The 22,384-nt window shown below is 64.9% G+C and carries 22 protein-coding genes; 3 read left to right on the top strand and 19 right to left on the bottom strand.

Translation table 11 applies throughout. The annotated features are described in order from the left end of the window. Nucleotide 1: 1 nt before the first annotated feature. The 4 genes from HMPREF1531_RS06850 to HMPREF1531_RS06835 form a co-directional block, all read right to left on the bottom strand. Complete coding sequence (locus HMPREF1531_RS06850; protein ID WP_156860209.1) at nt 2-1,558, bottom strand: COG1361 S-layer family protein; 1,557 nt, start codon at nt 1,556-1,558, stop codon at nt 2-4. Continuing rightward, entirely contained in the window at nt 1,555-2,313 is a 759-nt protein-coding gene (locus tag HMPREF1531_RS06845; protein WP_036898631.1) for an ABC transporter ATP-binding protein, read from the bottom strand. Before HMPREF1531_RS06845 ends, HMPREF1531_RS06850 begins: the two co-directional genes overlap by 4 nt. Nucleotides 2,314-2,641: 328 nt before the next feature. Continuing rightward, entirely contained in the window at nt 2,642-3,196 is a 555-nt protein-coding gene (locus tag HMPREF1531_RS06840; protein WP_198011004.1) for a hypothetical protein, read from the bottom strand. Further along, the gene (locus tag HMPREF1531_RS06835; protein ID WP_016669201.1) at nt 3,180-4,595 is read right to left on the bottom strand and encodes a toxic anion resistance protein; all 1,416 of its coding nucleotides are present in this window, start codon (nt 4,593-4,595) and stop codon (nt 3,180-3,182) included. The genes HMPREF1531_RS06840 and HMPREF1531_RS06835 overlap by 17 nt, the downstream gene beginning before the upstream one ends. A 246-nt stretch (nt 4,596-4,841) precedes the next feature. On the opposite strand from HMPREF1531_RS06835, the gene HMPREF1531_RS06830 reads away from it, so the two are divergent. Further along, a complete protein-coding gene (locus HMPREF1531_RS06830; RefSeq protein WP_016669200.1) occupies nt 4,842-5,093 on the top strand; it encodes a metal-sensitive transcriptional regulator in 252 nt (83 codons plus the stop codon). Nucleotides 5,094-5,111: 18 nt separating this feature from the next. On the opposite strand, the gene HMPREF1531_RS06825 is transcribed toward HMPREF1531_RS06830, so the two are convergent. From HMPREF1531_RS06825 to HMPREF1531_RS06780, 11 genes are all read right to left on the bottom strand, one after another. Next, nucleotides 5,112-5,939, bottom strand: a complete 828-nt coding sequence (locus HMPREF1531_RS06825; RefSeq protein WP_016669199.1) for an LLM class flavin-dependent oxidoreductase — start codon at nt 5,937-5,939, stop codon at nt 5,112-5,114. 28 nt (nt 5,940-5,967) lie between these two features. After that, on the bottom strand, nt 5,968-7,872 hold the full coding sequence (locus tag HMPREF1531_RS06820; protein ID WP_003780583.1) for a heavy metal translocating P-type ATPase: 1,905 nt from the start codon (nt 7,870-7,872) through the stop codon (nt 5,968-5,970). Next, the gene (gene cmtR, locus HMPREF1531_RS06815) at nt 7,869-8,237 is read right to left on the bottom strand and encodes a Cd(II)/Pb(II)-sensing metalloregulatory transcriptional regulator CmtR (RefSeq protein WP_003780589.1); all 369 of its coding nucleotides are present in this window, start codon (nt 8,235-8,237) and stop codon (nt 7,869-7,871) included. The genes HMPREF1531_RS06820 and cmtR overlap by 4 nt, the downstream gene beginning before the upstream one ends. 88 nt (nt 8,238-8,325) lie before the next feature. After that, nucleotides 8,326-8,781, bottom strand: coding sequence for a hypothetical protein (locus tag HMPREF1531_RS13255; RefSeq protein WP_017195603.1), 456 nt, complete (start codon nt 8,779-8,781; stop codon nt 8,326-8,328). Between the two features lie 37 nt (nt 8,782-8,818). Next, entirely contained in the window at nt 8,819-10,105 is a 1,287-nt protein-coding gene (locus HMPREF1531_RS13250; RefSeq protein ID WP_009397940.1) for a relaxase/mobilization nuclease domain-containing protein, read from the bottom strand. Beyond that, complete coding sequence (locus tag HMPREF1531_RS06805) at nt 10,102-10,692, bottom strand: hypothetical protein (RefSeq protein ID WP_016669197.1); 591 nt, start codon at nt 10,690-10,692, stop codon at nt 10,102-10,104. Before HMPREF1531_RS06805 ends, HMPREF1531_RS13250 begins: the two co-directional genes overlap by 4 nt. Next, nucleotides 10,689-12,101, bottom strand: coding sequence for a Rep family protein (locus tag HMPREF1531_RS06800; protein WP_016669196.1), 1,413 nt, complete (start codon nt 12,099-12,101; stop codon nt 10,689-10,691). Before HMPREF1531_RS06800 ends, HMPREF1531_RS06805 begins: the two co-directional genes overlap by 4 nt. A gap of 351 nt (nt 12,102-12,452) precedes the next feature. Then, the gene (locus HMPREF1531_RS06795) at nt 12,453-12,701 is read right to left on the bottom strand and encodes a hypothetical protein (RefSeq protein WP_003780556.1); all 249 of its coding nucleotides are present in this window, start codon (nt 12,699-12,701) and stop codon (nt 12,453-12,455) included. After that, complete coding sequence (locus HMPREF1531_RS13240; RefSeq protein ID WP_003780572.1) at nt 12,701-12,913, bottom strand: hypothetical protein; 213 nt, start codon at nt 12,911-12,913, stop codon at nt 12,701-12,703. The genes HMPREF1531_RS06795 and HMPREF1531_RS13240 overlap by 1 nt, the downstream gene beginning before the upstream one ends. A gap of 181 nt (nt 12,914-13,094) precedes the next feature. Further along, a complete protein-coding gene (locus HMPREF1531_RS06785; RefSeq protein ID WP_016669194.1) occupies nt 13,095-14,531 on the bottom strand; it encodes a recombinase family protein in 1,437 nt (478 codons plus the stop codon). A gap of 43 nt (nt 14,532-14,574) precedes the next feature. Then, on the bottom strand, nt 14,575-14,823 hold the full coding sequence (locus tag HMPREF1531_RS06780) for an LLM class flavin-dependent oxidoreductase (protein ID WP_036898624.1): 249 nt from the start codon (nt 14,821-14,823) through the stop codon (nt 14,575-14,577). A 366-nt stretch (nt 14,824-15,189) separates the two neighbouring features. Here HMPREF1531_RS06780 and typA point away from each other — a divergent pair, with 366 nt between their 5' ends. Together typA and HMPREF1531_RS13650 are read left to right on the top strand one after the other, a co-directional pair. Next, nucleotides 15,190-17,058 (top strand): translational GTPase TypA, encoded by a 1,869-nt coding sequence (typA, locus tag HMPREF1531_RS06775; RefSeq protein ID WP_016669191.1) that lies wholly within the window; start codon nt 15,190-15,192, stop codon nt 17,056-17,058. Nucleotides 17,059-17,112: 54 nt separating this feature from the next. Next, complete coding sequence (locus tag HMPREF1531_RS13650; RefSeq protein WP_156860208.1) at nt 17,113-17,307, top strand: hypothetical protein; 195 nt, start codon at nt 17,113-17,115, stop codon at nt 17,305-17,307. 115 nt (nt 17,308-17,422) lie between these two features. Here the strand turns inward: HMPREF1531_RS13650 and ygfZ are convergent, their stop codons facing one another. The 4 genes from ygfZ to HMPREF1531_RS06755 form a co-directional block, all read right to left on the bottom strand. Beyond that, nucleotides 17,423-18,355: a CAF17-like 4Fe-4S cluster assembly/insertion protein YgfZ gene (gene ygfZ / locus HMPREF1531_RS06770; RefSeq protein ID WP_016669190.1), complete on the bottom strand. Its 933-nt coding sequence runs from the start codon at nt 18,353-18,355 to the stop codon at nt 17,423-17,425. Nucleotides 18,356-18,359: 4 nt separating this feature from the next. Continuing rightward, on the bottom strand, nt 18,360-18,854 hold the full coding sequence (locus HMPREF1531_RS06765) for an FABP family protein (protein ID WP_016669189.1): 495 nt from the start codon (nt 18,852-18,854) through the stop codon (nt 18,360-18,362). A 340-nt stretch (nt 18,855-19,194) separates the two neighbouring features. Further along, a complete protein-coding gene (locus HMPREF1531_RS06760) occupies nt 19,195-20,751 on the bottom strand; it encodes a hypothetical protein (protein ID WP_016669188.1) in 1,557 nt (518 codons plus the stop codon). A gap of 261 nt (nt 20,752-21,012) precedes the next feature. Then, nucleotides 21,013-22,257 carry an ATP-binding protein gene (locus HMPREF1531_RS06755; RefSeq protein WP_016669187.1) on the bottom strand — a complete coding sequence of 415 codons (1,245 nt, stop codon included), beginning with the start codon at nt 22,255-22,257 and terminating at the stop codon, nt 21,013-21,015. Nucleotides 22,258-22,384 lie beyond the last annotated feature (127 nt).

Here is a 22,384-nt window from a genome sequence, read left to right as displayed (position 1 = left end):
CTCACTGGAAGTCGGGCGGGAAGATCGGGGTGGAATCCAGCTGGGCCATCGACTCTGCCAGTTCTTCGGCGCGGCGTTTCTTGCGACGCTGGTTCAACACGAACCCAGCGACGGCACCGGCCACCAAGAGCAGGAGAAGCAGGGGGAGCAACAACCCCATACCCTGGCCCGATGCCTGGTCGCTGCCCGGGTTCTTGGGTGCGGCAACCGCCTGCGTGATATCCAGATCTAGGGTCCGCTCGAAGGAAGAGGGCTTGCCGGAGGAATCCTCATAGGAGATCTCGAGAACCGCCTTGGTCTTGCCTTCCTTCTCGGCAGAAAGCATCACATCGGCAGCACCGGCCGTCCCGGGGGCGATGTTTCCGATGAAAGTACCTTCGGATTTCAGTGTTTTGTTGTCCTTGAGCTTCACCCGGGTGTTGTAGAGCACGGATTTGCCGAGATTCTGCACGGTGAAAGAGACATTGGCTTCCTCCCCAACCGACAGCGAATCCGGGGTCACCTTCAGGGTGGAGGTGTCGGCCCGCGACGGCTGCTTGACGACAACAGCGATCGTCTCCTCGGCGGTCACCGGGGAACGATCGGCACCATTTTCGTATTCCAGGCGCACGGTCAGCTGATAGGGGCGCTCCTCCAGGGTCGGCAGGGCCCGGTACTCCAAGGTGACCCCGGCCGCAGCACCCGCACCGATGGCGGCCACGTAGGCCGAGGATGCGCCGTTGACCGGCAGCAGCGAGGACTCAGCCGAGCCGACGGTAAGTTTCAGGTTCCCGATTGAGGTATCCGACGACATATTCGTCAAAGTGAGCGCCAGTTTGAAGTTGGAGCCTGCCAGCACCTCGGGCGGATCGGTGGTGAAGGAGGTGATCAGCACACGAGGTACCGAGGACCCACCGGTGGAACCGGCAGGCGCCGCACCTGTACCACCCGGGGTGTCGACCTGCGGGGCTCCTCCCCCACCACCGTAGTTGGGTACACCGCCACCTTGATTGAGACTGACCTCAAGGGATTGCGGCGGAGCTGTAGTGATGGGAGCCGGAACATTCGGAGCAGGATTGCCGGGCGCAGAAGGGTTGTCTGATGGCGGAGTTGCAACACCCTCAACACCAATGTAGACCGCCGTGTCAACGATCTCTGTCTTCCCGTCCTGCGGCTGCTTGTACAGAACCTTGAGCGGCAGCGCATAGTAGCCGCTGGCCAGGTCATCCCGCAGGGTGAAGTTGCCCAGATCGACATCCACCGTGCTGCCGGGAGCGATGGGCTGGTCAACCCGCTTCGCGTAGTACTGCTGAGTGATCTTGAAGGGGAAGGATGCCGACTTGGTCGAGATCTGCGGAACAATGACGACATCCCGCGCTTCGCCATCCCCCACGTTCGTCAGCGGGATGGTGACGTTCATCTCTCCACCGGCCCTGCCCTGAGGCACGGCACCCTGCCCGACCCGGACATTGGCTGTTTTCGGCGGCTCCACCGGGTCGTCGGCATGCGCCGTCGCCAAGGGCGTCAGCACCATGGCCGCCAGCGCGGCAATCACTGCTAGAACACGGCGAATCATCATCGGCTCCTATCGGGGCTCGTTCCCATTGGGGCGGCAGCGGGGACGGCTGCGCCATCATGATTGGGGCGCTCCACCGAGACAATACGGCCATCGCTGATCCTGATGACCATGTCTGCGAAGGATGCCAGGTGGTTGTCGTGGGTGACCATCACCCAGGTCTGGTGGTATCTGGTGCACAGCTGCCGGAACAGGTTCAAGGTGGTCTCGGCGGTGCGTGAATCGAGGTTGCCGGTGGGTTCGTCGGCGAAGACGATGCTGGGATTGACCACCAGCGCCCGTGCGATGCCGACACGCTGCTGCTGGCCACCGGACATCTGGTTCGGGCGGTGGTCGAGATGAGATTCCAAGCCCATCCGCATCAGGGCTGCCCTAGCCCTAACTAAGCGTTCTTGCTTGCCAACACCCTGGAAGGCGAGCGGCCAGGCGACATTCTCCATGGCAGTCATGGATGCGATGAGGTTGAAGGACTGGAAGACGAAACCGACATTCTCGCGCCGGAACTTCACCAGCTCATCCTCGCCGAAGCTGTGCAGCGGCTGCCCGGCCACCCACACCTCACCGGCAGTCGGCTTCTCCAGCCCGCCGAGCATATTCAGCAGGGTTGACTTCCCGGAACCGGAGGTGCCTACCACCGCGGCGAAGGTGCCACGCGGAATCTCCAGGCTGACCCGGTTCAGGGCGACGACGGGAGCACTGCCCACCTGGTACACCTTCGCGAGATCACGAGCGACGACGACCGGCGCATCGGTGTCCACCACGAAGCCCCTTCCAGATAGCTGCCTGTATTTCTGGGCCCAGCACACGCCCAATACTGAAACCGGGCACTGCCACAGCGGCCCAAGCCCGCACACACCAAATCACATCGCTCAGAGGGCAGACAACCCGGGTGGGACCGTTCAGGGAGAAGACAGGGACCGCATCTCCACACGGTTTCGTTGACCCGGCCGTAAGCCCCAATGACACGACCGCCACCGGGCATCCTCTTGCCTGTCGGCCATCGCGGAACACGACATTCCCACACGCGCCCGTCCAGGTCGCCTCAGCCTCAACCGGTGAGCGGACGAACTGGAGCATCGCCACACGTCAGTCCAGATCCAGGGGGTTGTTTTTTGCTGGAGCGCTCTCCTCCATGCGCACGACGGTGCGCACCCCACCAAGTTTCTCGTTGAGGAAGACGCCCTGAGCAGCCAGGGATGCGGCATCCTGACGGTTCGCAGCGTCGTACATGCGATCGATCGTCACCCCCAGCAGGTCGAGTTGGTCGATGAGCAGCAGCAACGACGACTTCCCATTGGCCACTTCGCGGGTGTCGGCCCAGTCGCGAGGAAGGGCTAGATAGGAGGCGAGTGATTCAGGAAGATAGTCGGTGGAGGTCGCGACGACGGTGTAGGCCTCTTGGGATTGCAGGCCGAGATTCCCCAACCGCGGGACGATCTGGCGCACCACGGTGATGATGCGCAGGGTGCGGGCCAACACGGCGGTGGGCACTTGGGCCTCCAGCACCATCTGCTCGGCCCGCTTCAATGCGGCCTCAATGTCGTCGGAGGTGGGGGGTGCGGCGACCGGGAGGTCAGCAGCTTGCTCCCGGTCGTCGCCATGTATCCAGTCGAAGAGCCCCATCTCAGGCTCGGCCGTCACCCGGCAGGGTGAAATTCCCGGCGGCGATCTGGGAATTCGCATCGGCCTGCCTGGCCCGGTCAAGGTAGGCACGCGACTTGGCCACCTCGTTCTCCAGCACCCCCACGGTCTGCGACATGGTGTTGAGCGCTTGGATCTTGAAGTTGTCGATCGAATCCATGGTCTCGTAGATATTCGCGAAAGCCTTCTGCAAAGCCTCAATCGAGACCATCGACGATGCGGCCTGCTCCTGGATCGCCACCGAATTGTTCTTCAGCAGTTCGGAGGTGGATGCGATCAGATTGGAGGTCGTCGTGTTCAACGCAGCGATCTGATCGAGCACCAGCTTCTGGTTACCCAAGGCCTGAGCGGTGATGACCGCGGTGCGCAGCGCCGAGACGGTCGTCGTCGATGCACGATCAACCCCCTTGATCAACTCGACGTTGTTCTTGATGATGATGTCCATCGCCAGGTAGCCCTGGATGGAGACCGCGAGCTGGGTCAACAGGTCCTGGTGTTTCTGACGCACGTAGAACAGAACGTCCTTGCTGAGAGCATCTGCCTTGGCCGGGTCGGTCACCTGCAATTCGGCGATGGCTGCCGACAGCTGGGTGTCGAGCTGCTCGGCTAGATAGATGTACTGGTTCAGCCGTGACATGGTGTCCCACAGAACCTGCTTTTCCATGTTGAGGGAAACGTTGTCCCTGGTCAGCTCGTCCTGCCCCTGACGCAGGGCATGCAGGATGGCGTTCAGATGCTCCTGAGAGGACTGGTACTTGCGGAAGTAGTCCTGCATCTTGGTGCCGAAGGGAATGAACCCAAGGAATTTCTTGGAGGCGCTGGCCTGGGAAGGATCGAGGGTTTCAACCGTGCGACGCAACTCGACCAAGGTGTTGGACACCTTGGACACGTCGGTCAGCCCGCCGGTTTTCATTTCCCGCAAAGGGGTGTCCAGCAGCCGGTTCGACGTCTCTGCTGCACGACGAATGTCGGCATCGCCCATCGACGTCACGGCATTGGCCTGGGCTGCAAATTCCGGGGAACCGGCCTGCTCGGACAGTAGAGCCCCCATGAAGGAGGAGACCTTGGCATCGAGGGCGGGGCGTTGCTCCTCGGTGACCGGCGGGGCCATCTCAGGCGCCTGGGTGGCCTGGACCACCGGCGGGGCAGCTGGGGCCTCCAAGGTCAGCACGGAGGACGTAGCGGGCGGAGCCAAGGGCCCCGGAGCCGCTGCGGCTGCACCTGCCTGCGCTACGGCTGCCTGCGCTGGGGCTGGTGCTGGTGCACCCATCGGCGCAGGATTCCCCACTGGTGCACCCATCGGCGCAGGGTTCCCCGCTGGTGCGGCGGGCTGGACGGGTTGGGGCGGAACAACCGGCGGCTGGAAGTTGCCAGGGGCTCCGGGATTCTGTGCGCTCATCTCATCTCCATGTCGACGGCAGTGCGGCACCCATGAGACTACCCGTCATGGGGGCACCACCTCACCGTCCAGACAACTTTGCAACCCCGAGTCGCCCTCTTTCCACCGAATCTCACCCGTCCTCATCCAGCACAAGAAGGATAAGGAAACCGAGTCGCCCTCCTGCCTCACCCAACTTGCCCGCCAAACATGGTTGAATGCCCGCGGGGAACATCGATAAGCGGGGAACATCGAGGAGGAACCATCATGGAACTGCGGCCAGAGAAGACCGAGGCCATCATCAATCGTTTGAAGCGTGCACAGGGCCAGCTCGGCGGAATCATCCGGATGATCGAGGAGGGCAGGGATTGCAAAGATGTTGCCACCCAGCTCTCTGCGGTTTCTAAGGCGGTGGGCCGGGCCGGATTCGCCGTTATCGCGACCGGACTGGAACAACGTCTCCAGGACGGCTCAACCGACATCAAGGATCTAGAGAAATTGTTCTTGTCCCTGGCCTGACCCTCAGGCCGACACATCTCAGTCGAGAGTGTAACCACTCACCGGGCCCTCGGTGCTGGGCACCCACCCCAGCGCCGGGGCGACATGCTCGGCGAAATTTTGCAGGATCGACAGATTCACCTCAACTCCCAAGACGTTGGGAATGGTGAGCATCAATGTGTCGGCCAAGGCGATGGCTGGGTCCGCCTTCAACTGCTCGATGAGTACATCAGGTTCGGCGGCATAGGAACGCCCGAATGTGGTGCGGGTGGCGCCCTCGATCGAGCCGATTTGATCGCGTGATTCGCCATGCAATCCGAATAGCTGGTGATCACGCTCAGTAACCAACGGGAAGATCGACCGCGACACCGACACCCGCGGGTTCCAGTCGTGACCCGCCTGCTTCCAGGCTTCGCGGAAGAACTGGATCTGTCGTGCCTGAATCTCACCCAGAGACGACCCATCCGCTTCGGAGACCAGGGTGGAACTCATCAGGTTCACCCCATCGCGGGCGGCCTGTTCCGCGGAGGCATTGGTACCCGAACCCCACCAGATCCGTCTGCGCAGCCCTTCGGAATGCGGGAAGACCGGCAGCGGGGTGCCCGGGTGGTAAAGGTTCGGGTACTGCTGACCGGCCGGTGCGGCCGTCGCCATCTGATGACCGTCGATCGCATGCAGGAAGCGATCCCACTTGGCGCGAGCCATGTCGGCGCCATTCGGCTCATCAGCGGTGTACCCGAAGGATTCCCAGCCCTTGTCGGCAGGCTCGGGGGAACCCCGCGAGATGCCCAGGGCAATGCGGTTGTCGGCCAGCAAATCGAGCCCCGCAGCCTCCTCTGCCAGATGCAGAGGGTTCTCGTAGCGCATGTCTGAGTTATGGCGTTGGACGGAACACCTATTGCTTGCGGGCACGCGCAGCCCGCAGTCCGTTGGCGATGACGACGACTTCGGCGACCTCGTGCACGAGGACGACCGCTGCCAGGCCGAGCACGCCGGTGATCGCCAGCGGCAGCAGCACAGTGATGATCGCCAAGGACAGCACGATGTTCTGGTTGATGATCCTGCCGCCGCGGCGGGCGTGGCGCAGAGCCTGCGGGATGAGGCCGAGGTCGTGGCCGGTGAAGGCGACGTCGGCGGACTCGATCGCGGCGTCGGAGCCGGTCGCGCCCATCGCGATGCCCACGGTCGCCCCGGCCAGGGCGGGCGCGTCGTTGATGCCGTCGCCGATCATCGCGGTCGGCGACGTCTCCGAGAACCCGGCGACGATGCGAGCCTTGTCCTCGGGACGCAGCTCGGCGTGCACGTCGCCGATCCCGGCCAGCTTCGCCAGCGCAGCAGCGGTGCGGGAGTTGTCGCCGGTGAGCATGCTCACCTCGACGCCCTGGTCGCGCAGGGTCCGCACGACCTCGGGGACCTCGGGGCGCAGCTCGTCGCGGACGCCGATCGCCCCGGCCAGGAAGCCGTCGACGGTGACGAGCACGCAGGTCTGCCCCTCGGCCTCCAGGTCCTCGACCCGGGCCTTGAGCGGACCGGCGTCGATCCAGCGCGGACTGCCCACCGCCACCCTGCGGCCGTCGACCAGGCCACCGATGCCGTGCCCGGCCTCCTCGGCCACGTCCTGCGCGGCGGGGGTTCCCCGGCCCGCGGCGGCGATGGCGGCGGCGAGTGGGTGCGTCGAGTGCTGCTCCACGGCGGCAGCCCAAGCAAGCACCTGCGCATCGTCGAACCCATGGGCGGCGACGATGGCGGTTACCTCGGGCCGGTTGCGGGTCAGAGTGCCGGTCTTGTCCACGGCCAGGTGCCGGATGCCGCCGAGGCGCTCGAAGGCGGCCCCGCTCTTGATGACGACGCCGAACTTGGTCGCCGCGCCGATCGCGGAGACCACGGTGACGGGCACCGCGATCGCCAGCGCGCAGGGGCTGGCCGCGACGAGGACGACCAGGGCGCGGGTGATCCAGGTCTCCGGGTCGCCGAGCAGGGACCCGAGCACGCCGACGAGGACGGCGAGGACCATCACGCCGGGCACCAGCGGGCGGGCGATCCGGTCAGCGATCCGGGCTCGGTCGCCCTTCTCGGCCTGGGCCTGCTCTACCAGCTCCACGATCGTGGTCAGCGAGTTGTCGGTGCCCGCGGCGGTCGCCTCGACCTCCAGCACGCCGGCGCTGTTGATCGCGCCCGCCGACACCGCTTCTCCGGGCGCGACCTCGACCGGGATCGATTCACCGGTGATCGCCGAAGTGTCCAGGCTCGACCGGCCCGAGCGGACCAGCCCATCGGTCGCGACCCGCTCGCCAGGGCGGACCAGCAGCACGTCGCCGACGGCGATCTCCCTGGCCGGGACCGAGGCGGAGGTCCCGTCGCGCAGCACGGTCGCGGTCTCCGGCACGAGCTTCAGCAGCGCGCGCAGCCCGCCGCGGGCGCGGTCCATCGCCTTGTCCTCCAGGGCCTCGGCGATCGAGTAGAGGAACGCCAGCGCGGCCGCCTCCTCGACGTAGCCGAGGATCACCGCGCCCACGGCGCTGATCGTCATCAGCAGCGCGATCCCGAGCTTGCGCTTCACAACGAGATTCCGGATCGCACCGGGCACGAACGTGTACGCGCCCAGCAGCAGGCCCGCCCAGAACGCGACCAGCGCCGCGATGTGCAGCCCCGACCACTCCAGCGCCAGGCCGGTGCCGAACGCGACGCCGGAGAGGATCGGCACGACCAGGCCGGGATCACGCCACCACGGGCGCTCTGCCTCCTCTGCCTCGTCCGCGGGGCTGGTCGTCGGCTCGTCGCAGCCGCAGGCGGCGCTCACGAGGCGTCCCCCGAACTGCTCGCGGCGCAGCAGCCCGGCACCGAGCAGGCCGGGTCGATGCACGGCGCGCTCTCGTCCACGGCGAGGGTCACATCGACCAGTGCCGTCAGCGCCGCGGCCAGGTGCGGGTCGGCGATCTCGTAGCGAGTCTGGCGGCCCTCGGGCTCGGCGACCACGATCCCGCAGTCGCGCAGGCAGGTCAGGTGGTTGGACACGTTCGAGCGGGTCAGCCCCAGCTCGCGCGAGAGCACCGCGGGGTGGCTCGGGCTGTCGAGCAGGGACATCAGGATGCGGGAGCGCGTCGGGTCGGCCATGGCCCGGCCGAGCCGGTTCATGACGTCAAGACGCGAAGCAATGGTCAGCATGCACTGAACTATACAGCAGCCGCTGACCTAATGTCCAGTTGTCGCGGCTGCCGCACGCGCTGCGCGCGCTTGCCCTCGTGAGGCGTGATCACCTCTTGCGCCAGCGGGGCCACTTCGGCATCCCGCGGCCCTTCCAGGTCTCCACGAGACCCGCAACCCAGCGGACGGACGCGAAGAGCCCGTAGCCGGCCCCGGCGAGGCCAGCGCCGACCACGAGCCACCGGCCGATGCCGAGCCACACGCTCCCGTCCACGTCCAGCGCCCACTGAACACCCGTGATGAGCCCGGCGATGCCCATCCAGAGACCGGCGACGACCACGGCCACCGGCAGGAGAACGAGGCACATCGCGGCGGCGGCGGACCAGAGCTGTCGCGCCTCCAGCTTCGCCGTCGCGGCGATGATCCGCTCCGCCCGCGCGTTCGAGGCGTCGAGGCTCGCGGTCATCGTGGCCGAAGCCTCCCCGGCGACCTGCTCGACAGCCTTCTCGACCCGTTCCTCGGTGCGCTTCTCGATCCGCTGGACCGCGCCGCCGACCTGGCTCACGAGCTTCTGGTTCGCTGTGACCTGCGCCTTCAGACCCTCAATCGCCGAGGCCGTAGCCGCGCGATTCTTCTGCGCCTCCGCGACCAAGCTCCGCGACGCGGCGTTCAAGCTCTCGCCGTTGAGACTCTGCGCGAACTCGCCGAGCGTGCTCGCGATCTCGTTCTGCCTGCTCTCGATACTCGCGATCCTCGCGGACACGTCGCTGGAGGGCGAGGAGGTCGACGCCGGGGCCGTGATCCGCTCCAGCCGCCTCGTCGTCTCCTCGTCCATGACCTTCACGAACCCCGCGAGCTTCTTCTGCTGTTCGGTCAGCGTGGCGATCCTCGTGTTCTGCGCCTCGACGGCGGCGAGGATCGAGGTCAACAGCTCCATCGTCTCCGGACTGCCGAGCTGCTGCTGCGACTGCTCGGGCTCGTTCTGCTGCTTCAGCCTGTCGAGCGCTGCGCTCATGTTCCTTCTCCTTCTGCTGCTGGTGGTAGTCGAAGAACGCCTGCGCGCCCTCCGGGGTGAAGTCCGCCGAGAGGGCGCTCGCGCGCTTGCGGCGCTCGGCGCGGCCGGACTCGCCGCGGCGATCCTCGATGTAGAGCGTCCAGGTCTCTTGCCCGGCGCGCTTGCCCTTCTTGCTGACGGGGCTGTGCAACCGCATCCGCGGCACCCGCTCCCCGTCATCGCCGAGCCGCTGGTTCTGCTCCTCGATCACCGAGACCAGACCGGCCTTGTCCACCGCCCGGGGATCGGCCAGCGCCGCGCTCATCCGGTCGCCCATCTCGCGGTCGAGCGATCCCTCGGCGAAGTCCTCGCGGCGCAGCTCCCAGTCCTTCGGTGCGTGCTCCAGCCGCTTCACGACCGAGAGCCCGTGTTCTCGCATCAGCTGGTCGTTCGCCGACTGGACGCCCCGCTGATTCCCGGCCTTGCGGTCGTGGAACGTGCGATAGTCCGAGAGCGCCTTCCCCGTCCGGTTGTTGTGGTTGATGACCAAGATGTGGTTGTGCGGCTTCTTGCCCCGCCCATCCACATGACTGACTACGAGGCAGTCGGAATCCGGGTGCATCTTCTTCGCGAGCTGATAACCGAGATCGTTCACCCGCTGCACGTCCTCCGGACTCTTCGGGTCGAACTCCTCGTCGCTGAACGACTGGCGGTAATGCACCGCCTCGACCTCGCGCGTCGTGTTCTGCGTGAGCGACCGAGCGCGCGCCGAGAACGCGCCGGGGCCTCCCGGCACATCGCACGTGATCGCGATGCCCCGCTCGTCCTCCTTGCCACGGATATAGCGCTCCGTGTCGGCGGCGCTGGCGCTCGGGCTGTAGTGCGTGGTGCTCATGAGGCCGCCCGATCCCCGAGCAGGGCGCGGACCTCGCGCAGCAACTCGATCAGCTCGGGCACCTCCGCCGACAGCGCCACTGACTCACCAGCCCGCGCCCGGCGGTCGAGGTCGTTGACGTTGATCGCCAGCGGGCGAATCTGCGCGGCCAGCTCGCGAGCATCCGCCGACGCCTGCACCCGCGCCTCGACCCCGAGCAGGTGCGCGGCCACGGCGGCGTCCAACTCCTCGCTCCGAGAGGCGTGGAGGGCATCCCGGACGACGGTCCGCACCCACGTGCTCGGAGCCAGCCCGAGCCGCTTCGCACGAGTGCGAAGCGCCGCGAGCGTCTCCTCTCCGAAGTCGGTATCGAGCTTCGCGCGGCCCCCACGACGACGCTTCGCGCCGCCGTGACTCTGACGCACAGCCTCCGCATCAGCCCGACCGGTGTTCACCTGGGAGTCGGTCTGCTGCTCCACCTGTACGCCAGAGTGGCAAGCAGTAGCCGTGTCGGACATTTCGCTGGCGCTCATGTCCTCCCCGGCTGCTTGCGAGGGGCCTCCGGCCCCCTCGACCCCCTGGAGGAGCGCATCGCGTTCGGTGCTCATGCGGCACCTCCGATCAGCGCCAGCGGCACGTCAGGGCTCCGCACCGCGAGCCCGCCCAGCAGCTCAGCAACCGCGCCCTCAGCGTCATGTTCCGCCGAGGTCTCCGGACCGTAGGTCAGCTCCCGCGACCCGACGTTCTGGTGATACGCGTTGCCGTACATGCCGGGCGTGTGTGCGGCGGTCGGGATGCTGCACTGGTGCCACTCGTAGGGCTCGATCTTCCCAATGTGCTGCACGAGGTAACGATTGATGTCGTCGGCACGATAGACCTTCACGACCGAGGCCAAGCGGCGGATGAACTGGTCCAACGCCTCGTCCACGTTGCCCTTCTGGCGGGCGTAGTAGAAGAACTCGACAGGCTCGATCGTCGCCGTGATGACGATAAGGCGCGGGGCCACCTCGCCCTTGTTCTTGTACCGAGCCTTCGCAGGCGAGGCGTTGTACGGATCAAGCAGCAGCAGCCAGTCGTTCGCATCCATCGCCGAGGCCCGCAGATCGTCCAGCAGCAGCACCTCCTCGCCTCGCCAGTCATCAAGCGGGTTCCCCGTCGCGGCCCGGTAGACCTGCCACCGCTCGCCGTGCGCGTTCGCCGCGTTGATCGCCTCGGTGATGAAGTCCGTGGCGAACCGGGTCTTGCCGATCCCGGCATCCCCATGGACGAACACCACGTGCGTCGAGAACTCACCGGCGCGGAGCTTCGCCGCCGCCCGGTATGCGCGGCGCTGGCCGTAGGCCGACAGCGCGTCGTCGATCTCCCGCTGATGCCGCGAGTAGATGTCGAACAGCTCGTCCGTGAGCATGATCTGATCCCGCGTGAACTCGCCCTGGAGCACGCGCTCGCGCATGTCCTCGAAGTTCTCGGCGACGACCTTCTTCTTCACGTGCGCGCGCCCCTTGAGCCAGGTCTCCCGACGCTGGGCGTCGATCCCGAGGTAGTCAGGCCCACGCACCGTAGCGACCTCCGAAGGCGCGTATTGGTGCTTGTCCGCGTACTTCACGTGCGTCAGATACGACAGCATGTTGTCGTAGGCGTACCGCCCGCGGCCCGGCTTCTCGACGTACTGGGGCTCGACGCCGATGCCGAACGCGAGCCGATCCAGCGGTGCGCTCTTCGCACGGCTGGCGAACTTGATGACCGCGTGCAGGTGATCGGGCTTCGGCTTGATCACCAGAGCCTTCTCCGTGTCGCTCCAGACCTCGCGCTCGTCCTTGTCATGCACGATGCCGTAGGCCTCGACGACCTCGCAGCCGGTGGCCTCGAGCCGCTGCACCACGTAGGCGAGGATCGCCTCGGCTCCCTGCTGGAGCAGCGCGGCCCCGTTCGGGTCCTCGGCAGCCCAGGTCCAGTACGACGGATCGAGGTACTGCGTGAGCCCGATGCTCGTCGGGTTGTTCTCCTGCTTAGCCACGGCGACCACCCCCGCCGCGGACAGCGCGGAGGGCCTCAGAGAGAGTGCGGCGCCTAAATGACCCCCTATTGACCCCCAAATGAGACCCAAAATGATCCCACGAGGCCACGCGACGGAGCGCGGGCGGAACCGACCGCTGACCAGGCACGTTGTTGCAGGACGCGGCAATCGACAAGCCCTTGCCGCGCCCGTAGGAACGAATGAGGCTCCCGAAACTCTTAGAGTGCGAAGCACGGCTGCGGACCGTCATCACGACGACGGGCAGCCCGCCTTCGGCGGGTGCCAGGCCAGGCCCTCCGGGCGGGGTCAGGTCGGCGGGAGCGGTGCTGAGGTTGCGTGCGTCGGCGCGCATCAGCGACCACCGCCCCGGCCGTAGCGCTTGATGACAGCCTGGTGCGTGACGCCGAGGGCGTCGCCGATCTTCGCCCAGGTCACCCCATCGGCGCGGGCGTCGGCGACGGCGATCTCGACGGACTCCTCCAGCACGGAGCGGAGCACGCCGAGGTCGTAGAGACGTGCCTCGGACTCGGCGAGGGAGGGGTCGCCCTGTCGCCAGCGGAAGCCGTTCACGTGGTCGAAGGCGGCGGAGTTGGCGCTCATCAGTGACCACCGCCCATCACGGCGGCGACCGCGGCGCGCTGTCGCGGGGTCAGGGGCGTGCGAGCCAGGCGTTCACCGGCCAGACGACCAGCAGCACGAGCGGCGGCGATGACGGGATCGAGGCCGTCTGCCTGCGGAGAAGGAGTGGAGCCCTGATCGAGGCCAGGGCGGTCGAGCGCGGATGCGCGGGGAACGTCGATAACGACAGACATCGGAAGTCCTCAGACATGAGTATCTTCCGGTTCCCCGCCACGGTAATTGGGCTGTTTGACCGGCTACTCATCCGGGAGCAGAACCCCGCGCTTCTAAGTCGCGGCCCCGGTGGGATCTTCTTGTCTGCAACCAGTCTCCCACGAGTCGACTCACCATTGCAATGACGAGTCGACTCATGACTCAGTCGCGACGCGGCTCTATCCGAATCAGGTCGGGGTCGAATTTCACGTGACCGGGCGTGATGGGCTCGATGGTCACCGTCACCAGCTCGTCCACGAGCATCCGGCGGCGGTCCACGTCCAACACCTTCCACTTCGCCTCGACCACCTCGCGGCGCTCCGCGGTGCCGACCGGCTCCTCGACGTCCGCGAGCAGCTTCGCCGCCGCCGACACCGAACGGTCGAGCAGCTCCGCGTCGATCTCGTCGATGCGGGCCTTCACGTCGTTGATCGCTGCCGTTATCTCCAGGACCGGCTGATGGATGTCGCGCAGCAGCGGGCTCAGCTCCTTCACCCGATCGACCAGGGCGTTCCGCTCCGTCAGCAGCTCCTCGCGATCCGGCCCATCGTCCTCCTGTGGCATCACGAGGTCGTGCACGTCCACCGAGGACAGACGCGTGAGCACCGCCTCGGTGACCATCGCATCGACGGGCTCGCGCTGGCGGGTGAGATGGAACTGCTCGCCGCAGCGGTACGTCGGCTGCTTGCGGTTGTTCGTCCCCGAGACGAGCGTCGCGCCGCACTTCCCGCACAGCCCGATCGTGGACAGGAGATACTTCGGCTGGTTCCCCTGCCTCGCCGACCTCCGCACGTTGTCCTCCAGCTTCGCCACCGCGGCCCGCCACGTCTGCTCGCCGACGATGGGCGGGAACGCCTCGCCCTGAACCGGGTACAGCTCGCCCGACGCGTAGTGCTTGATGTAGCCACAGTAAAGCGGGTTCGCGAGCAGGTAGCGCACAGCATCGACGGAGAACTCCGACCCACGCGCGGTGAAGTGACCGGCGCTGTTCAGGTCCTCGCGGATTCGCCGGATCGACAGGGACGGCTCGCCGAGGAACGCATCGAAGGCCCGCCGTACGGCGGCGGCCTCCTCCTCGATCAACTCGCCGTCCCTCGTCCAGCCGAACGCCTTCCAGGCGGACGTGGGGATGCCCTCGGCGCGTCGGCGCTCGTTCGACCTGATTTGTCGCTCGGCCTTGCGTCGTGCCTCGAACCGGGCGAGAGCGGCGAGCATCGTCGCCCGGAACTCCCCGTCCGCCGTCGAGAGGTCGATCTCGCCGTCAACGGTGACGACACGCAGGCCGAGATCGATCAGTGTGTTCAGGTCCTTCGTGCTACGCAGGAGCCGGTCCATGTCCACGGCGACCACCATCGAGAACTTGCCCGCACGGGCGTCCTCCAGCATCTCGGCCCACCGAGTGCCAGCACGGCGCTTCTTCGTCGCGGACACCGCGTTGTCGTCGTAGACCTCGACGACCTTCCAGTCCTTGGCCTCGGCCAGCGCCCTGATCTTTCTCAGCTGGGTCTCGACGGTCCATCGGTCGCCCTTGCGGTCCATCGAGGCGCGGACGTACGCCGCAACCTCGTTCGTCTTCCTCAGCGATACCAGTTCGACCATGCAACCAAGCTTACGTGAACGGGTGTTGCAACCGCTACATGCGCTAACGCATGTCGATCACCCCGGTGCCGACTTCGATGTACTTGGTCGACGCGGCGATCGCAGCGAGCAAAGGCATCGCAGCCGCACCCTGCGGGGCGAAGTGATGCACCCGGAAGTAGGCGCCGTTGACGCCAAGCTCGTCCGCAGCCTGGGCCAGTTCAAGTTCAATGCGCAACATTTCACCCGCGTCGGGCCCGAGCTGACCCGCGACCGCGTGATGACCAAAACTGAGGAATCCGAAAGCTTTCACGGCACCATGCTGCACGGAATAAGTTGATATTTCAACCAGTTGTTGCCGAGGCTCGCTTCAGGCAGAATGGATGACATCGAGAGTTGGGAGTGCCATGTGCAAGCCAGTCACGTGTGAGGTGTGCGGCAAGACGACCTGGGACGGATGCGGTCGACATATCGAGGAAGTCAAGGCCACGGTGCCCGTCGACCAGTGGTGCGACGGTAACCACGACGCCGAACCCGCTCCCCTCCCACCGGCCGCTTGATTTCCCGGGCGCAATCCGGCGGCAACACCGCGACTGCGGCAAGCAGGTCTGTGGCCGAAGCGGCCTAGAATCGGCGAAGTTCATCACTATCTTCTGCAACCAACCCTCGACGGAGTCCCATGTCTGAACGTTCCGGCCTGCGCAACGTAGCGATCATCGCCCACGTCGATCATGGGAAGACCACCCTCGTGGATGCGATGCTGTGGCAGTCCGGTGCCTTCCGCGAGGGAGCCGACGTCGACAGCCGGGTGATGGATTCGATGGACTTGGAGCGAGAGAAGGGCATCACCATCCTCGCCAAGAACACCGCGGTGCACCACACCATGGCCGATGGCCAGGATTTGCTCATCAATATCATTGATACACCTGGTCACGCCGATTTCGGTGGCGAGGTGGAGCGCGGCTTGGAGATGGTTGACGGGGTGGTGTTGCTGGTCGATGCATCGGAGGGACCGCTACCTCAGACCCGTTTCGTGCTGCGCAAGGCCCTGACCAAGAAGTTGCCAATCATCCTGGTGATCAACAAGGTGGATCGCGCAGATGCTCGCATCGGGGAGGTCGTCGACGAGAGCTACGAACTGTTCTTGGACCTCATCGACGACGAAGACGCTGACGCCTTGGAATTCCCGGTGATCTACGCGTCGGCCAAGGCCGGGCGCGCATCGGTGAACCAGCCCGAGGACGGCAAATTGCCCGATCATGACGACCTTGAGCCGCTGTTCGAGACCATCCGCGACTATATCCCGGCCCCCACCTATACGCAGGGTGCACCGCTGCAAGCCCACGTCACAAACCTCGACTCCTCCCCCTATCTGGGACGCCTGGCGCTGTGCCGGATCGTCGAGGGCAACATCAAGCGTGGTCAGCAGGTGGCTTGGTGCCGTCGTGACGGATCGGTGACCACTGTGAAGCTCTCCGAGCTGCTGATGACCCGCGCTCTGGAGCGCGAGCAGGTGGAGACCGCCGGGCCCGGTGACATCATCGCCGTCGCCGGCATTCCGGAGATCACCATCGGCGAGACCCTCTGCGATCCGGCGGATCCGAAGCCGCTACCACTCATCCACGTCGACGAGCCGTCGATCTCAATGACCATCGGCATCAACACCTCCCCGCTGGCCGGGCGCAGCGGCAAGAATCTCACCGCACGCCTGGTGAAGAACCGGTTGGACCAGGAACTGATCGGCAACGTGTCGATCAAGGTGCTGCCCACCGACCGCCCGGACACCTGGGAGGTACAAGGCCGTGGCGAACTGCAACTGGCGGTTCTGGTGGAGATGATGCGTCGGGAATCCTTCGAGTTGACCATCGGCAAGCCCGAGGTGGTCACCAGGCAAATCGATGGAAAGACCTGCGAACCCACCGAATACCTCACCATCGACGTGCCCGAGGAACACCTGGGTACCGTCACCGAACTGATGGGTGCCCGCAAGGGCATGATGCAGCAGATGAGCAACCACGGCACCGGCTGGGTGCGGATGGAGTATGTGATCCCCTCACGTGGGCTGATCGGCTTCCGCACCGAGTTCCTCACCGCTACCAGAGGAACCGGCATCATGAACCACGTCTTCGAGGGATACACCCCGTGGGTCGGCGAGATGCGCAACCGCACCACCGGCTCGATGGTCGCCGACCGCCAAGGAACCGTCTCCTCCTACGCCCTGTTCAACTTGCAGGAGCGCGGAGTGTTATTCGTCTCCCCCGGCGACGACACCTACGAGGGCATGGTCGTCGGCGAGAACTCCCGGCCCGACGACATGGACGTCAACCCCACCAAGGAAAAGCACCTCACCAATGTGCGATCCTCCACCGCCGATGAACTGGAGCGGCTCATTCCACCACGTCGCATGAGCCTGGAGCAATCCTTGGAATACTGCGCGGCCGACGAGTGCCTGGAAATCACCCCGGACGTGGTGCGGGTGCGCAAGGTGGCCCTGGCCGCAACCGACCGGGCGAAGGCCCGCAACCGCGCGAAGACCGCGAAAAAGTAGCCGCCGCAGTGCGGGCACTTCTTAAGAGAAGCCATAGACTGCAAAGCTAGGTGCATGACTAATTTCCTGGTACGCAACCCATGTCAAGGAAAGTGCGACTGGCGGGCCACCGAGCAGTGGCGAGACCAGAACCGGCTGTTTCGCTGCGAGGGCTGCGGCTCCGAGTGGCTGCGGACCCAACCATGGACACCGGCGAATGCCGACGGACAGATCGCCGAAGCTGTCCTGGTAGAGAAAGCCAGACCCTGATTCCCCGGGGCCAGAGGCCTTTCTCTGCTTACCGTGGCCTAATCGCCATAGTCAACGTGACACCCCACCACACGCAGTCGGGCACCCGTCGGTCACATTGCCAGCGGATCAGGATTCACAGCTGGGGACGGAAATGTTCACCAATTCCGGGGTCAACGATCGCTTCCTGGGCGGCTGCAATGCCCGAAACCACCAAGGTGGCGTCCACCGGGACCGAGCGCTTGACCAGGCTGAGCCCCACCGGCCCGAGTTCATAGTGCTGCACCGGGGAAGTGAGCACCCCCACCTGTTTGTCACCATGCATGATGGCGGCACCCGCTGCGGGCAGGTCGCCGTCGAACAGCAGGCGCACCAGCCGACGTGGGGGGCGGCCGAGATTGTGCACTCGGGCAACCGTCTCCTGACCGCGATAACATCCCTTGTCAAGAGCTGTTCCATGGAGTCCGATCTCGTTGGGGAGAGTGCGGGCGTCGGTGTCGGCCCCGATTCTCGGTACCCCAGCCACCACCCGCAGCGCCTCATGGGCCCATTGCCCCACGAGGCGACCGCTCACCGGCACGTCACCCGGCAGCACCATGAGCCGACCGTCACCGATCGGGGTCTGCGCGATGGCGACTGCCTCGGGGGCCTGCTCCCGGTTCCCGATCCACCACACCGTCAGATCGTCTCGGGGCTCGCAGCGGACATCGGTCCAGAACTTCATCGACTCCAGGAAACCGAGAAGGCCCTCTCGCGCTCCGGGCTCGGTCCAGCACCAGCAGCGCTCCCCGTCGTCGACCACGACGAACCCGTGCTCCACATGGCCGTTGGGCGACAGCACCAGCGCGTCCACGCCCATCCCGGGCCGCAGCCCGGCAAGATCCTGGGAACTCAGGGAGTGCAGCCAGGTCAGCCGGTCGGGACCGGTAACGGTGAACACCTCGCGGGATCCCAGATGCAGCACCCCATTGCCGGTGCTCATGGCCCGCTGCTCGCCGAAAGGGTCCCCAGTATGCAGGATCATCCCTGCATCCGGGCCCTCCGACACCCGGACAACGTCGGCGGACATCGGCTCAGACACGCTTGAGCCGCCCCCACAGATAAGGTTGCATCTCGACGTCGGCACTCGCCCTGTCGAAGGCCCACATCAGGTCGGATTCAACATTGCCGTAGAGCCGGTGACCGCCGGTGTACTCCAGCTCTGCGGTGGTGGTGCGCGCGACGACATCGGTGGTCAGCTCAATCTTTCCGCCAGATGCCTCACCGGCCCAGATCTCGGCCCAGCCCCCGGGATTTGCGATAACCAGCTCGACGCCACTACCGGTGCCACGCCAATAGCCGGTCTCGGTGAACAACGGAGCCTGCGGATTGCCCTCGTCATCCAAGGTGAAGGTCTGCAGGATGTAGTGCAGATAGGGGCCGGTGTTGTTGTGGAAGTCCATCTGCTGGCCGAATTCGAAATCATCAGCCCCGGGCCACGATCCGTGCCCGCGGCCCTCCCAGTGGCCAATGAGCCAAGCGAGGGGCATGAGCGAGGGATCGAGGTTCGCGGGGATCTCGAATGCCATGGATACTCCTATGTGGAATCAGCGGATGTTCAAGGTCAGCGGTCGGAGCGAAGGATGCGCACCAGTTCCCATGCCGCGAATCCTCCGATGGCAATGGATCCTACGACTAAGGCGATGACGATGAACTGGGCCACGCACCGATTCTAGATGGTGGCGGCCCACCTCACCGACAGGCCGGGCGTCGTCTCGTTCATCTCGTGAACCGAGCAGGTCTTCTCCAAGAAGATGACGAGACGGTTCAACGCCACTGTGGCGACCCTCCCGGGCAGGAGGACCGCCACAGCGAAACAAAATTCACGACAACCGTCGGGTGTCACCGAAGCGACCGGCGTCGCAAGGATCAGCGCGAACTGGAGGAGGTCGCCGACGGCGTCTTGGCCGACGACGAAGCAGACGACGAGCTCTCGGCACCAGGGCTCATTGACGAACTCGCCGAGCTGCTCGGCGTAGGCGAAGCAGACGACGGTTTCGGGCTGGCCGAAGAGGATGAGCCGCCAGCCTTCTTGCCCGACCTGGGTCTGTCCCACTTCGTCGCTACCCGCAGCTTGGACCTCTCGATGATGCCGAAATGCCGCACATCGAACTGACCCAAGTCCGACGCTGGCTGAGCGGTGATATCCTCGCCGGTTGCCGCGTCGATCAACATGAGGTTGTCATCCAGGAAATCCGCATAGAGGACACCTCCGAAAACATCGGCGCCGTACAGCTTCTTCTTGCCCGCACCCTTATCCCACTGCAGGACAGGCGTCACAGGATCGTTCTTCTCGAATACGAGGAAATATCCGTTCGCAGTGAACATCGCGTAGTTTCCGGAGACTTTAGTGATCTCTCCTTCAAAACCCCCAGCACTTTCAATGGAGATATCCAGCGGAGTTGAGGTGCCGGTCTTCAGATCAACAAGGTTCATCGCTTTTGCACTGGATGCCCCCGAAGAACCATTTTTCTCGAGCTCAGCAACGTACACCTGGTCTCCGAAACCGCAAATGGGCTCTTGCTTGGAGGACTCGAAAACCTTCTTGGTACCACCCACGAGAGAGAGCAACTGATTCTCTACCTTGGGAAAATTTCCGTCGCGCATGTCAATCTCGACGCTCTGAAATACCCAATCACCGACATATTTCTCGCCGGTCGAGACGAACTCGGAAACTTTTTCAAAATCCTTGGTGAACGCGGTGTACCGATAGAATTTTCCGGGGTCACTCGATCTGGAGAAGTATGGCCAATCATCCGGCTTGGAAGTCGACGATTTTGCGATGATATGCTCACCGTCGAACGGGATGATTAATTCGCTGGGGACGTCCGGCGTCTTCTGACTGCTCGAGTCATAGGTGAACAGCATCTTGCGGGCAGCAATGCTCCCATCGGAGAGTTTGATCTTAACCGCTTCGACCCGCAGTTCCCCCCGAGAGGAGCCTTGGTTTCCAGTAGCGTAATGGAACACGGCATAGCCGTATTCATCATCGACGACCATCGACGTGGCCGAGCAGCCCTCCCCCTTCGCGACATTGAGGACGGGGACATCAAATTCCGCTCCCGCGGTGGTACGTAATCCCTGATCCAACAGATGGGTACTAAATTCGCCGGAAGCAAGATCAAGAGTGAGCACCCGCGCCTCATTGGCCAGCACACTGCAATATGCTGGAATCATTGGTGTATCGTCTGTAAAATCGAAGTAACCTGCAACCATCGTGTCATTAAAATTACTGACACTCATAGAGGTGAAGTACTCCCCGAATTCCACCGGGATCATTGTCACATCGTCGAAGCCCTCGGCATTGGCAGGCTTCTCACCCGGGTCGCCACGTCCCTGCGAGCCCGATGGGCCACAAGCACTCAGAACAGGGGTAGCAGCTGCTGCAGCACCCAGGGTGGCCAGCAAGAATGAACGACGTCTCATGGGGATCCTTTCGGTTCTGGCTGGGGTCTCCAGCGAAACGTTGATCTGCCCACGAGGCTAGGCCATAGAAGGGTCACTACCACCGCAGTCGCACGCCCACGCCCACGCCCTGCCCAGGCTCGTCGGATACCCGCTCATCACCCTTGAGGAGTCGAGTCCGTGTGCGCCGCGTTGGTCTGTATCTCTTGAACCAAGGTTCGGGCCATTCTTGGAGGTACAGCTTCGCATCCCCAACGCTGTTGGCACCTTCCGTCTGTAGGACTACGACCAGGGCCAGGAGGAAGTGAGGTAGGCCTCAATGGCGCGGTGGTGGAAACGGTAGGGCTTGCCCCGGTGGATGAGACCACGGGTGAGCTGCAGGCGCTGCGCCGTCGGTCCTGCATCTGTTGCCTGGTCGTAGCCCATGCGCCGGGCGATCATCGTCAGCGTGCGCTCCCCGGGCGCCAGCTCGGCCATCGTCTCCAAGAACTGGTGCTCCCGGGGTGGGAGCCGGTCGAGAATCCGCTGGACATGTGCCTCCGCCTCCGGGGCGGCCTCCCGCCACCCGGCCTGCACCTGCTCGGCAGTGATGAGCTGTCCCCCTCCCGCATACCAGGCCCGCTCCCCGGCCAGCTGAAAGAGGAAAGGCTCACCACAGGCGCGTTCAACAATTGCCTGCTGCGCTGCGGGCTCCATGAATACCCTCCCCACCTCGGCTGGGCCCGCACCGGTCGCACCGAGCACCGGCCAGCCCTCGGTGACGAAGGGCTGAAGCGCGGCCCGCAGGGAGTCATCGTCAAGGGGTCCGAGGGTCGTCGTCTGAAAGCGGCGTGCGAAGGTGGCACCGGTGCGAGCCCCGGCCATGACGGCGAATTCCGGCAGCCCCGTGAGGTAGACGGCGATCGGTAGAGCCCGCTCCACCCTCAGCCCACCCGGTGCCTCGACACCCTCCTCATGAACCAGCGCATCCCCCAGCGCAATGAGCAGCTGCGACCGTGCGTCTTCGTCCCCAATGTTCTGCACCTCGTCGAGGTGAATGATCACAACGATGTCGCCCCGCCGGATCGCCGCACGACCGATCTCCGTCAATAGCTCGGTAAGAGCGGTGTAGGGCTCGGGCCCGCTCCCAGGGCGCAGCGACAGGGAGACCCCGGATGCGGCCACACTTTCCACCCGACGCAGCAACTCACCGATGCGCCGCTCCCGGGCCGTAGCCAGACCCGCCTGCTGCGCCACCTCCAGTAGAGCAGCAGCAACCCGCTTGACGGGGTCAGTACCAGAAGGGATCCGCAACTGCGGTGTCACCCAGTCACCGGCCTGCGAAGCCTCCCGGGTGATCCGCCGCACCAGTGAGGACTTGCCTGAACCAGCCTCCCCGAGAACAATGCGACCGCGCTCATAGAGCCCGGCTGAGCGCCGCGGACGCAGGACATCCCGCCAGTCGCTCAGTTGGGAGGTGCGCCCGGCCCATACTTGGGGCACGGTATCCGAACCCGGACTGAAGGGCGAGTCCAACGGCGACCTCATGATGATAAGTTTATCAACAGCACAAAGACTTGATAAGTTTATCTCAGCCCTCCGCTCAACACCCGCCGACCTCGTTCACCACTGCTCGATCGAGCCCCACGGCCCTTCAGACCCGAGCCATCGCTCG

The organism is Propionibacterium sp. oral taxon 192 str. F0372 (assembly GCF_000413315.1).
Classification (GTDB): Bacteria; Actinomycetota; Actinomycetes; order Propionibacteriales; family Propionibacteriaceae; genus Brooklawnia.
This window is presented reverse-complemented; position numbering and strand designations above follow the sequence as displayed.